The sequence below is a fragment of the Acidocella sp. C78 genome (assembly GCF_907164655.1).
In genome coordinates this window covers 96,605-108,761 of record NZ_CAJQZK010000070.1, presented here as the reverse complement: position 1 = coordinate 108,761, position 12,157 = coordinate 96,605, and the positions used below count along the sequence as shown (strand labels likewise).

11 protein-coding genes, 2 pseudogenes and 1 other annotated feature are annotated in these 12,157 nt (G+C 58.9%); of the genes and pseudogenes, 6 read left to right on the top strand and 7 right to left on the bottom strand.

Features of this window, described 5'->3' with window-relative positions; all coding sequences use genetic code 11:
• The 3 genes from ACIDOCELLA78_RS86070 to ACIDOCELLA78_RS86060 form a co-directional block, all read right to left on the bottom strand.
• Positions 1-424, bottom strand: a 424-nt coding sequence (locus ACIDOCELLA78_RS86070; RefSeq protein WP_201728219.1) for a bifunctional 2-polyprenyl-6-hydroxyphenol methylase/3-demethylubiquinol 3-O-methyltransferase UbiG, incomplete at its 3' end; no start/stop codon positions are given.
• Positions 417-1,784: a UDP-glucose/GDP-mannose dehydrogenase family protein gene (locus ACIDOCELLA78_RS86065; protein ID WP_249675436.1), complete on the bottom strand. Its 1,368-nt coding sequence runs from the start codon at positions 1,782-1,784 to the stop codon at positions 417-419. The genes ACIDOCELLA78_RS86065 and ACIDOCELLA78_RS86070, both read right to left, overlap by 8 nt.
• 80 nt (positions 1,785-1,864) lie before the next feature.
• Positions 1,865-2,794, bottom strand: a complete 930-nt coding sequence (locus ACIDOCELLA78_RS86060) for a LysR family transcriptional regulator (protein WP_201728217.1) — start codon at positions 2,792-2,794, stop codon at positions 1,865-1,867.
• A gap of 112 nt (positions 2,795-2,906) precedes the next feature.
• Between ACIDOCELLA78_RS86060 and ACIDOCELLA78_RS86055 the strand changes: the two genes are divergently transcribed.
• The 4 genes from ACIDOCELLA78_RS86055 (at position 2,907) to ACIDOCELLA78_RS86040 (ending at position 5,898) form a co-directional block, all read left to right on the top strand.
• Complete coding sequence (locus tag ACIDOCELLA78_RS86055; RefSeq protein WP_201728216.1) at positions 2,907-3,344, top strand: CidA/LrgA family protein; 438 nt, start codon at positions 2,907-2,909, stop codon at positions 3,342-3,344.
• Positions 3,337-4,041: an LrgB family protein gene (locus tag ACIDOCELLA78_RS86050; RefSeq protein WP_201728215.1), complete on the top strand. Its 705-nt coding sequence runs from the start codon at positions 3,337-3,339 to the stop codon at positions 4,039-4,041. Before ACIDOCELLA78_RS86055 ends, ACIDOCELLA78_RS86050 begins: the two co-directional genes overlap by 8 nt.
• A 182-nt stretch (positions 4,042-4,223) precedes the next feature.
• A complete protein-coding gene (locus ACIDOCELLA78_RS86045) occupies positions 4,224-5,051 on the top strand; it encodes an IS5 family transposase (protein WP_201727504.1) in 828 nt (275 codons plus the stop codon).
• A gap of 83 nt (positions 5,052-5,134) precedes the next feature.
• Positions 5,135-5,898 (top strand): IS5 family transposase gene (locus tag ACIDOCELLA78_RS86040; protein ID WP_201728214.1). Its coding sequence is split into 2 segments (ribosomal slippage): positions 5,135-5,444 and positions 5,444-5,898, totalling 765 coding nucleotides; the frame shifts between segments, so codons are not numbered across the junction.
• Positions 5,899-5,902: 4 nt separating this feature from the next.
• On the opposite strand, the gene ACIDOCELLA78_RS86035 is transcribed toward ACIDOCELLA78_RS86040, so the two are convergent.
• From ACIDOCELLA78_RS86035 to ACIDOCELLA78_RS86025, 3 genes and pseudogenes are all read right to left on the bottom strand, one after another.
• Complete coding sequence (locus ACIDOCELLA78_RS86035; protein WP_201728213.1) at positions 5,903-7,114, bottom strand: glycosyltransferase family 1 protein; 1,212 nt, start codon at positions 7,112-7,114, stop codon at positions 5,903-5,905.
• Positions 7,115-7,168: 54 nt separating this feature from the next.
• Positions 7,169-8,218 (bottom strand): glycosyltransferase, encoded by a 1,050-nt coding sequence (locus ACIDOCELLA78_RS86030; protein ID WP_201728212.1) that lies wholly within the window; start codon positions 8,216-8,218, stop codon positions 7,169-7,171.
• A gap of 205 nt (positions 8,219-8,423) precedes the next feature.
• Positions 8,424-9,510, bottom strand: a pseudogene (locus tag ACIDOCELLA78_RS86025) (IS3 family transposase).
• Positions 9,254-9,370, bottom strand: a sequence feature (AL1L pseudoknot). Its footprint overlaps the pseudogene before it by 117 nt.
• A 193-nt stretch (positions 9,511-9,703) precedes the next feature.
• Here ACIDOCELLA78_RS86025 and ACIDOCELLA78_RS86020 point away from each other — a divergent pair.
• On the top strand, positions 9,704-11,380 hold the full coding sequence (locus ACIDOCELLA78_RS86020; protein ID WP_201727475.1) for an IS1634 family transposase: 1,677 nt from the start codon (positions 9,704-9,706) through the stop codon (positions 11,378-11,380).
• 103 nt (positions 11,381-11,483) lie between these two features.
• Here the strand turns inward: ACIDOCELLA78_RS86020 and ACIDOCELLA78_RS86015 are convergent.
• Positions 11,484-11,612, bottom strand: a pseudogene (locus ACIDOCELLA78_RS86015) (IS3 family transposase); the annotation flags it as partial.
• Positions 11,613-11,743: 131 nt separating this feature from the next.
• Between ACIDOCELLA78_RS86015 and ACIDOCELLA78_RS86010 the strand changes: the two are divergent.
• On the top strand, positions 11,744-12,157 hold the full coding sequence (locus ACIDOCELLA78_RS86010; protein ID WP_201728226.1) for an IS5 family transposase: 414 nt from the start codon (positions 11,744-11,746) through the stop codon (positions 12,155-12,157).

Genomic DNA, 12,157 nt, shown 5'->3' with positions numbered 1-12,157 from the left:
CATTCGGAAAGCATACGATCACCGATCCGCCCGGATTGAGGTGGCGAAGATGCCTTGACAGCACCGCCCAGGGATCGGCCATGTGTTCGAGCACGTCGCCATAAACCAGAACGTCGACGCCATCTGACAGGTCGAAAGGAAAGTCTTCTGTCTCGATGTCGCAGAGGGCAACATCGGTCAGCCGTGTGCGGGCCAGTTCGAGCGCCGTTGCGTCGGCGTCGACACCGAGGACACGGGCGCGCGGGTTGAGCCGGAGGTAGGCGGCGCCGAGAGCGCCGCCACTGCAGCCGACATCGACGACCGTTCGCGCATCCAGCGGGATGGCGGCAAGCAACTCGGGATTGGCAAAGTCCGGATAGGCGCCAGCCATCGCGATTTCCGGCTGCGCGGCCGCGGCAGGGGCCGCGGCGATCAATTCACTCATCAAAATACTCCCTGTCCCGCTCAAATTCCGGACCGGCGGCAAAATGTGAAACGCCGCCACGGCCCACGCCATGATAAACAAAGCCGGCGGCACGAATTGCCTCCGGATCAAAAATATTCCGCAGGTCGACAATCAGTCGTCCCTGCATCCGCGCCGCCAGCCAATCTGGCGAGAGGGCACGGAATTCGTTCCACTCGGTCAGCACGACCAGAATCGCGGCACCGTCAATCGCCGCGGTAGCAGTTTCGGCATACCGAACCGAGCTTGGCAGCAACGGCTTCGCCGCTGCCATCGCTGCGGGATCATAGGCGATGATTTCGCCGCCGTCATCTGCCAGCGCCTCGATTGTGGGAATGGCGGGCGAGTCCCGCATGTCGTCGGTCTCGGGTTTGAAGGCGAGGCCGAGCACGGCGACGCGCATGCCGCGCACCGAGCCGCCGGCGGCATCGAGGATGCGGCGCCCGAGCCCGGCCTTGCGCGCCTCGTTCACCGCGACCACGGCCTCGGTCAGCCGCGAGGGGGCGCGGGCGTCCTGCGCGATGCGAGCTAAAGCGAGCGTGTCCTTCGGAAAGCAGGAGCCGCCGAAGCCGGGGCCGGGATGCAGGAATTTCGGGCCGATCCGCCGGTCGAGCCCCATGCCGCGGGCAACGCCGTGGACGTCTGCCCCTAGAGCCTCGCAGAGATCGGCCATTTCGTTGATGAAGGTGACCTTCATCGCAAGAAAGGCGTTGGCCGCGTATTTGATGAGTTCGGCGGTCTCGAGGGTGGTGATCAGGATCGGCGTCTCGATCAGGTTCAGCGGGCGATAGAGTGCGCGCAGAACCTCGCGGGCGCGCTCGGTCTCGGCACCGACGACGACGCGGTCCGGCCGCATGCAGTCGCTGATCGCGCTGCCCTCACGCAGGAATTCCGGATTCGAGGCGACGTCGATCGTGAGGTCGGGGCGGCGGGCCGCGGCGAGGGCGGCAAGGCGGCGGCCGGTGCCCACCGGAACGGTCGACTTCGTGACAAGCACTGTCGGGTGGTCGAGTGCTGCCAGCACCTGCTCGGTGGCGGCAAAAACATAGGACAGGTCGGCATGGCCGCCGCCGCGGCGGGCGGGTGTGCCCACCGCGATGAATACAGCCTCGGCTCCGGCGATGGCCTCCTCAATGTTGCCGGTGAAGCCAAGCCGGCCAGCGGCGCGGTTGCGCGCAACCAGCGGATCGAGCCCGGGTTCATAGATCGGGATCTCGCCGCGATGCAGCCGGTCGAGCCGCCTTGGGTCGGTTTCCGCGACCATCACGCTCACACCGAATTCGGCGAAACAGGCCGCCGAAACCAGGCCAACATAGCCGCCGCCGATGATCGCGATTTTCAACACGTTCAGCTCTCCTGACTCGCCTTGCGGTTGTTCTGGCAATCATGCGCGCGTGAGGCAATAGGCCGTGCCGTGCGGAATCAGGGCGGTGCCACGCCACGTTCCCAGTAGGGCGGTGTGCCGAGATAGGCGGCAAAGCCGTCGATGAAGGCGCGGACCTTGGGTGGAACCACCCGCTTGGGCGGGTAGACCGCCCAGATGAAGCGCTCGCCGGGCCAGAACATCGCCAGGTGATCGGGCAGCAGCCGGACCAGTTCGCCGGTGCGCAGCGCCGCCCCCGCGATCCAGCCCGGCAGCAGCGCCGCGCCGAGCCCGGCGCGGGCGGCGGCGAGCAGAGCCTCGCTGTCGTTCAGGCGGAGGCGACCGGCAAGCGGGATGTCGTGCCGTTGTCCTGCCGGATCGGTCAGCAGCCAGCGGTCATGCTGCTGCAGGGCGAAGAGGAGATGCGGCAGGCGGGCGAGATCGTCCGGGGTGGCGATCGGGCCGTGCCGGGCGAGCAGGGCGGGCGCGGCGCAGAGGACCCGGCGGTGCGGCGCGAGCTTGCGGGCGATCAGCCGGCTTTCCTCCAGCGCGCCGATGCGGATGGCGAGATCGGTTCCGGACTCGATGATGTCGACCACCGTATCGCTCAAGGTGATGTCGATCCGGATGTCCGGCCAGGCGGCGGCGAAGCCGGGCATGAAAGGCATGACGTGCAGCCGGCCGAAGGCGGAGGGAACGTTGAGGCGCAAAAGGCCTTGCGGTCTTGCGTTGAGATCGGCGGCGACGGCGCGGGCCTCGTCGAGTTCGGCGAGCACGCGGCGGGCGCGTTCGAGAAAGGCGAAGCCGATCTCGGTGAGATGCAGCTTGCGGGTCGAGCGGTTGAACAGCGCGGCGCCGAGCTCGGCCTCAAGCGCCGCGATGGCGCGCGAGACCGAGGAGGGCGGCAGCCGGGCCTCGCGCGCGGCGCCGGAAAAGCTGCCGAGCTCGGCGGCGCGGACGAAGGCGCGGAGGCGGGCGAGTTCATCCATCGGGCGGGCGGGCGGGCTTGTGCTGGAGGGACAAAAATGAATTGCGATTTCTGCCTCTACAGCACGGACGGCGGCGGGCGCAAATGGAATCGGGCGATGAGGAGTGAGGGACATGCGCCGGATTTCGGAATTTCGGACGAGGGGATTTGCGCCGGCGGTGCGGCTTGCGGCGGGATTCGCGGTTGTGCTCGGCTGTCTCGCGGCGGGAGGCGCCGTGGCGCCGTTGCTGCCGGTGAAGCTGCCGGGGGCGCTGGTGGGCATGGTGATGCTGGCGGCACTGCTCGCCGCGCATCGCGGATGGGTGGCGGTGGCGGCCGGTGAGGCGGGGGCGCTGCTGCTGCGCCGCTACGCGCTGTTCTTCGTGCCGGCGGGCGTGGGAGTGATGACCAGCGCCGGCGCGCTGCGGACGGCCTGGCCGGCGGTTTTGGCGGCGCTGGTCGTCTCCTCGCTGCTGGCGCTGGCTGTGACGGGGCTGACGATGCGGCTTCTGATCGGGTTGCGGGCTTCGGTGCCGCGGGCGGCGTTGCCGGCGGGGTGCGGCCATGAATGAGATATGGAGCGGCACCTTGTCGGGACTCGGGTTTGCCGCCGCCACGGTGCTGGCCTTCGAGGCGGCGCTGTGGCTGGCGCGGCGGGTCGGGCACCCGGTGCTGAACCCGACTCTCGTGGCGATCCTCGCCGTGATGGCGGGACTGGTGGCGGGGCACGTACCTTATCCGGTCTATACGCGCGGGGCGGCGCCGGTTTCCTGGCTGCTCGGGCCGGCGACAGTGGCGCTGGGCGTGCCGCTCGCGCGTAATCTCGGCGCGATCGCGCGGGACAGCCTGGCTGTTCTCGTCTCGCTCGCCGCCGGTGCGCTGACCGCGGCGATTGCGGGGCCGCTGGTTCTGGTTGCATGCGGCTGTACCGGCGCACTGGATCTGGCGATGGCGCCGAAGGCGGCGACAACCCCGATCGCCATGGCGGTGGCGCGCGAGATCGGTGTGGCACCCGCGCTCGCGGCGGTGTTTGCGATCGCCGGCGGGGTCATCGTGGCAATTGCGGCCCGGCCGCTGCTGGGCTGGCTCGGAATCGAGGATCATCGGGCCTTCGGTCTCGCGGCGGGGGTGGCAGGCAGCGGAATCGGCGCTGCGGAAGCGGTAGCGCGCGATTCGGAAGCAGGCGCTTACGCGGCCCTCGGCGTCGGGCTGACGGCGGTGGCGACCGCGCTGGCGGTGCCTGCGCTGGCGGCGTTGGGGGTGGTCTGAGCGGGCGTGGAAAAGGGGGGGGCAGGTTCCCATTTGTCGTGGCGGTACCGGCGGTTAGGCAGCGTGGACAAACCGCGGGGGGGGGGATTCCCACGACACGGTGAGAGCCGGACCGAAAAAGATAGTTGAGCGATTTCAGTAAGTTGTGATTCAGTTCGTTTGCGAAGACGGACGGAGACACGATGACCTGGACTGAAATCGCTCGGCGACGATATTGCCGGGCCGGATTGCGCTACGCAAGCGACCTCACCGACGCTGAATGGGCCATGATCGAGCCGTTCATGCCCGCTCCGCAGCATCGAGGCCGACCCCGAAGGGTGGCGCTTCGAAGGATTGTGGAGGCCATCTTCTACATGCTGGCAACCGGCTGTCAGTGGCGCCAGATCCCGAAGGAATTCGCTCCGTTCACCACCGTGCAGGGGTATTTCTACCGCTTCTGTCGTGACGGCACGTTCGATCGCATCAATCACGTCCTAGTCATGCAGGCGCGGGAAATGGCCGGACGCGAGGCTTCGCCCACAGCCGGTGTGATCGACAGTCAGTCGGTCAAGACCACCGAAGCCGGCGGGCCGCGCGGGTTCGATGCCGGAAAGAAGATCAAGGGCCGCAAGCGCCACATCATCACAGATACAATCGGCCACCTCGTCGGTGCCGTCGTTCATCATGCCGGTATTCAGGACCGCGACGGGGCGCCCGACGTGCTCAAATCCGTCAAATCCCTGTATCCCTGGTTGCGGCACATATTCGCTGACGGCGGTTATGCCGGTCCTAAACTCAATGGACGCCTCGCCAAAATCGGCAAATGGACCATACAGATCGTAAAGCGCTCCGACGCCGCGAGCGGGTTTGAACTCCTGCCGCGGCGCTGGGTGGTAGAAAGAACCTTCGCCTGGCTCGGCAGATGCCGACGTCTCGCAAGGGATTTCGAGGCCACCGTTACCAGCGCCACCGCATGGCTCTTCCTCGCCCATATCCGCCTGCTCACACGAAAAATCGCCCGTCACCGATAGTCGCACTACCATTCAGATTCGGGCTCTGAGATGTGATTCGACACTGACTTCTGGAGCGGAGGTCAGGGTTGGTTCGTGGATTGATGAGTGACGAGGAATGGGCGTTTTTCAGACCGTTTCTGGCTGAGCCTGGAGCGGCAGGGGGCCGACCGCCGTACGACCATCGCCGTGTGCTGGACGCGATTTTCTGGATTGCCCGAACCGGCGCTCCGTGGCGGGATCTGCCGTCGGAATTCGGAAGATGGAACTCCGTGCACCGACAATTCCGGCGCTGGACCGCAAGCGGGGTCTGGGACGTGATGCTCGAAGCCCTGGCCGATAGCGGTGGGCCGGCGGATACCTTGCAGATGATCGACAGCACCATCGTCCGGGCGCACCATTGCGCCGCCGGCTTAAAAAGGGGACTCAGAGCCAGGCTCTTGGTCGTTCTCGAGGTGGCTTCTCGACCAAAATCCATCTCCGAGCCAACGCCGAGGGGCTGCCCATAGGCATCATCCTGAGCCCCGGCGAGGCTCACGACAGCACGGCTTATGCCGACCTGATGGATGAGCGCGACAGTGATCCCGGCATCCTGCTGGCCGATCGGGGATATGACAGCGACGCGATCAGGCAGGACGCACGCGACCGCGGAACAATCCCCGAAATCCCGACCAAGAAAAACCGTCGTATCCAGCATTCCGTCGACCGCCCCCTCTACGCACTACGAAATCGCATCGAGCGCGGCTTCAACAAACTCAAGAATAGCCGCCGGATCGCCACCAGATACGACCAAACCGCCAACAGCTTCCTAGGTTTCACTCTCCTCGTCTCAATCCGCCTCTGGTTCAGGTTTGTCCACGCTGCCTAGTATATCAGTATTTATTAAAATTTTTCATTAAAATAAAATCTAACATAATTTTAGTACTTTGTTCCCATTTTAAAAAATTTATTTTAGAAGAATTGGGCAAAGACCCATGCTCGTAATCATGAGTCCATCTTCGAATTATATTTTCTAATTTAGAAGAATTACTTCCTGAAAAATAGAAGGCATTATCGCCTGCAACCTCTCGGAAAACAGGTATATCACGTGCAATTATCGGCATATCACGCATAGCTGCCTCAATTAAGGGCAACCCAAATCCTTCATTTATACTTGCCGCGATTAGACAATCGCAAATTTTATATATATTTTCTAATATATTATCGTCTGGTGATTCTATCCAAATTAGACGACGTTGAAATTCAGGGTGTTTACGTATGCGCACGGCAGGAATGTCGGTCTTCCAGTCAGGCCTTCCAACTATGACAAGTTGAATGTCCATTCCAGACGCCCAGAGATGCTCAAATGCATCAATTACTTGCCCATGCGCTTTTCTTAACTCAATTGTACCAACCATTAAAAATTTTAAATTCTTTGTATTTAAATTGTATTTTTGTAAAATATTAAAAATTTCATATCGATTTTTCTTTAATGAATGAATATTTGCTCCAAGATGCGCCCAACCTAATTTAATTTCATGATTTTTTTGAAAATGAAATAAATTTAACCAGTTACGAAGATCGTTCATTACAGTCTGTGATATAGCGAGCAAACCATGCGCATTTGATATAGTTTCAAGCCAAACTCTATGATTTTCAGTGACAATTGGCAATGTCGTTTCAGGGTGAAGCACCGGCATCAAATCATATACAGTAAATACAATCTTAACACCTATTTTTTTCCAACTAAAAATTTGATTTTTATTTAAAATAGTCGTATATGTTGATAAATCAAGACCCCAGAATACATCATTTTTCCAAACTTCTACTGGATCATCGTAAAGTGAACCTGGATCAAAACCAAGAAATTTTGCTGTAAAACGGCGAGCATAGCGATATCCGTGCGATGATCCTGCATATACTGGCTCAATTCGATATCCAAATAATTCATTTTTAAATAGTTCTATAAGAACTTCACGAACAACTCTTTGTATTCCTGTGTTAATATCTATACGACAGATTGCCGATACATCGACAAGAAGCTGACGATGTCTGATTTTATTTAAATTTTGTGAGAACGGAAATTTTGATGACATTTTTACCATTTTATATAAATTATTATCATTTTTTATGGTGGATTGGGAGCATAGAGAAAATTTTTAATCCAATACTCTAGATATAAGAGACGCCGCTAGTATCTCAATATCTGCCTGCTTCGCTGACTGCAAAGCCAAATCACGCATCCGATATCGGTCTCTTTCTGACAGTTCAATAGCCTTAATCATGGTTTCAAGCATACTTTCTGTATCGCCAGCATGATAAACAAGTGAATTTTCTTCTGGTCTAATAAAATCAAGAAGGGCGGGCAGATCAGGAACGATTGTAGGACGACCAAAACCATGCGCTAGAGACAAAGTTCCCGATGTCAACGCGCGCCGATAAGGAAGTATAACAAAATCAGCTGATTTTATTACATATTGCATGACCGCATCTTCAATAAATCTAGGTATAATGTGAATACAATTCTCTATAGTTATGTAACGTTCTTCAAAATATCCACCTCTTCGTCCTGCAACAACCAGGCGCGCTTGAGGAAATATTGAGTTAAGAGCAATAAAACTATTAAATAATTTATCTATTTCTTTATTGTTATTATTATTTCCAACAAAAGAAAATCCAATAGTTGATTCTTCAAATTCAAAATATTTTTTTGCTGCACTTTCATTAATATCGTTTGGATACGCTACCGCGATATTTGGAAAATATGAATTAATTATTTTTTTTTCATTTGCGCCAATATTTAATACTAAACTTTTAGCGGTGTAAGAGTGCACATGAATAGTATCAACAATTTGCGCTATTGCTTCTCTCAAGCGCGCGTAAAGATTAGGAAACCTGCCATCATGTGGTACGTCGTCATGCACAGTCCATACGATATGGCCGCCTTGTGCTTGAAATGCAATAAATTTTTCTAAAATTTTAGATATTGCTGATGATGCTTCGATTTCGCTATCGATATCAAAATACAATAAATCTTCCCAATTCAAATGAAATACAGATCGATGGGATTTAATTATATTTAACGCAATATCAATTGATCCATTGTAAACATTCACTGTTTTTTTTAATGCATTTTCTAGTATCTTCTGATAAGGCTTGCTGCCACGATATTCAGACGAAAAAATCCAACTAAGTTTTTCATTTTTCATGGTAGAATCCGGATATTTCTGGTGGCTCAAAGTGATTGTGTATATTTATATAACTTGATAATTTATTTTTTATTAAAAAATTTATTTTTATAAATCAGCATAAAGACACATCAGCGGCCGACCCTTGATGCCTTTGATCCCCCGAATCTGAATGGTAATGTGGCAGTGAACCGCCCCGGGTTTACCGGAGGCCATTTGGGTTAAGCTAAGCGGCGATCTTCATCTGGTCGAGTGTGGCGAAATATCGTTGTTCGGCTTCGGCGGGCGGGATGTTGCCGATCGGCTCGAGAAGGCGCCTGTGGTTAAACCAGTCGACCCATTCGAGCGTTGCGAACTCGACGGCTTCCAACGATTTCCACGGCCCGCGACGACGGATGACCTCGGTCTTGTAAAGGCCGTTGATGCTCTCGGCGAGAGCGTTGTCGTAGCTATCGCCGACACTGCCGACGGACGGTTCGATGCCGGCCTCCATCAGGCGCTCGGTGTATTTGATCGAGACATACTGGCTGCCCCGATGGCTATGATGGACGAGACCGCCGCTACGTACCGGGCGTCTGTCGTGAAGAGCCTGTTCCAGGGCATCGAGGACGAAACCGGCATGCGCGGTGCGGCTTACCCGCCAGCCAACGATACGCCGGGCGAATGTATCGATGACAAACGCCACATACACAAAGCCTGCCAGGTCGCGACATAAGTGAAGTCGGAGACCCAGAGCATATTCGGCGCCGGCGCCTGGAACTGGCGGTTGACGCGGTCCTGTGGGCAGGGTGTCGCCCTGTCGCTGATCGTCGTCCTGACCGGCTTGCCGCGGATCACGCCCTGCAGGCCGATGATCCGCATCAACCGCTCCACCGTGCAGCGGGCAACAGCGCATCCTTCCCGCTGCAACTGCCGCCAGACCTTGCGAGCACCGTAGACCTCGAAATTCTCCGCGAACACGCGCCGGATATCCGCCTCGAGCGCCTCATCCCGCCGGGCCCGTTCTGACCGCCTCTCGGGGTTGGCCCGCTTCGCGACATGCTCGTAGTAGGTCGATGGGGCGATCGGCAGGACCCTGCAGATCGGCTCGACCCCATAAGCCCCGCGGTGATCATCGATGAACGAGATCATGGTTTGAACCGGCGGTCGAGCTCCGCCTGGGCAAAATATGCCGACGCCTTGCGCAGGATCTCATTCGCCTGGCGAAGCTCGCGGTTCTCGCGTTCCAGTGCCTTCAGCTTCACCGACACTTCCGACGGAACACCAGGCGAGCGGCCGCTGTCGCGATCCACCTTCTGCACCCATTCACGCAGCGTATGCGGTGAGCAGCCAAACCCGACTTAAACAGTCAAACCCGGAACGATACGGTATCGTAAGTTGAGATCTTTGATTTCACTCGAGATTTTCGTAGGCACGTCGGGATTTTGCAAAAACGTGGTGCTAAATAATTGCGCAAATTGCTTCTTTTAACTTGATTTATGATTGGTTTTCGGCTGCCAATTCGGCATGTTCGTGCGCGAGAAGCGAATCAACGGCTACAGCTACCTTTATCTGGTCGAGAGCGTCCGTGAGGACGGGCGCAGCAAGCAGCGCATCATCAAGAACCTGGGCCGGAAGGAAGTCGTCCTGGCCGATGGAGGTCTCGACCGCCTCGCCGCCTCGATCGCGCGCTATGCCGACCGTGCCTCGGTCCTGGCCCAGCTGGCGGCAGGCAATCCGGACGGGCTGAGCTGCAAGCGGATCGGCGCGCCGCTGTTGTTCGGCCGACTGTGGCAGGAGAGCGGGATCGCTGCTGTGTTCGAGGAGCTGCTGGCCGGGCGGCAGTTCGAGTTCCCGGTCGAGCGCGCGGTGTTCGCCACCGTGCTCCACCGGATCATGGTCTCGGGCTCGGATCGCGCCTGCGACAAATGGCTCGAGGATTACGACATTCCCGGCACCGAGGAGCTCGGCCTGCATCACCTCTACCGCGCCATGGCCTGGCTCGGCGAAGAGCTGCCGGACGAGGAACAGGGGGATGCCACGCCCTTTGCGCCACGGACGGTGAAGGATCTGGTGGAAGAGCGTCTCTTCGCCCGACGGCATGATCTGTTCACCGACCTCTCGGTCGTGTTCATGGACACCACCTCGCTGTATTTCGAAGGTGCCGGCGGCGAGACGCTGGGCGCGCGGGGCCACTCCAAGGATTACCGCCCACAGCTCGCGCAGATGATCCTCGGCGTGGTGATCGATCAGGACGGAAGGCCAATCTGCACCGAGATGTGGCCAGGAAACACCGCCGATGTCTCGGTGCTGGTGCCGGTGATCGACCGCCTGCGGTCGCGCTTCGGCATCGGCCGGGTCTGCGTCGTCGCCGATCGCGGCATGATCAGTGCCGCGACGATCGCCGCGCTGGAGGAGCGCGGGCTGGAATACGTGCTCGGCGCAAGGGAACGCACCGACCGCATCGTCCGCGAGGTGGTGCTGGCCGATGAGCGCCCCTACACCCCGCTCTGCCTCGAGCGCGCCGGTGGCGACGAGACCCAGCTCTTCATCAAGGAGGTCAAGGTCGCGGGCAAGCGCTATATCGTCTGCCGCAACGAGGCGGTGGCCATCGAAGAGGCCGAGACCAGGCGCAAGGTGGTCGCCGCCCTCGATCGTCAGCTGACGCGCGGCGATAAGGCGCTGATCGGCAACTCCGCCTATCGCCGCTTCCTGCGCCCGGTCAGTGACGCAAAGCCCGGCCGCAAGCACAAGCTGTTCGAGATCGACGCCGGCAAGCTCGCCGAGGAAGCCCGCTTCGACGGCGTCTTCGTGCTGCGCTCCAACGCCCGGATTTCACCGCTGCAGGCGGTGATCCGCTACCGGGACCTGCAGAATGTCGAACGGCTGTTCCGTGTCGCGAAGGCGACAATGCGCACCCGGCCAATCTACCATTCCTCCGACGCCGCCATCCGCGGCCACGTCTTCTGCTCGTTCCTCGCGCTGATCCTGCACCAGGCGCTCGACGAAAAACTCCGCCGGGCCGGCAAGCGCGTCGAATGGGCCGATCTCCTGCGTGATCTCGACCGCCTCCAGGAGGTCACCATCAGCAAGCGCGGGCAGCAGATCGTCCTGCGCACCCCAGCAACCAACTCGATCGGGCCGATCTTCAAGGCCGCCGGCGTCGCCCTGCCAGCCAACGTGCGAGACGCATCCGCTTCCTGATCCAAATCCTCCCGAAAGCCGCAGGGTGTGGTGCTAAGAAACCACGCGCCCACAATACATGGCTGTTTTCATTGGACTATTTTCAGGTCGCTGTTCAAGTCGGGCCAAACTTCGCGGCTATCGACACCATCGCCGCCCACCGCGAGGGATGTTCGCCCTCGTGCTCCAGCACCATCCGCACCGCCCGCTCGCGGACTTCAGGAGAAAACTTGTTCGTCGTCGGACTCGTCATGGCTCCATCCTATTTGGGAGTTGGAGCCTCCGGTAAACCCAGGGCGGTTCACGCATCGCCATGGTGGACAGCACCTCGGTTCGGGCACATCGCGCGGCCGCGGGCGGTAAAGGGGGGCGCAAAGCCAGGCTATCGGCCGGTCGAGGGGTGGACGGACGACCAAGATCCACGCCGTCGCGGATGAGCAGGGGCGCATCGCCGCACTCCTCCTGACGCCGGGACAGGCCTCCGACATCAGCGGCGCCAGGGCGCTTCTGCCCACAATACCGCCACCAGAAGAGCTGATCGCCGACAAAGCCTACGACGCCGATGACCTGCGCGCCTTCCTCACCCGCCAAGGCACCAGGCCCGTGATCTCGCCCATGCCCAACCGCCGCGCCATTCCGCCCTTCGACCCCGTCGCCTACAGAAAGCGCAATCTCATCGAACGCGCCTTCTGCAGGCTCAAGGACTGGCGCGCCATCGCCACACGCTACGACAAAACCGCACGAAATTTCCTCGCAGGTATCTGCCTCGTCCTCGCCGTCACATCTTGGATCAGTTGA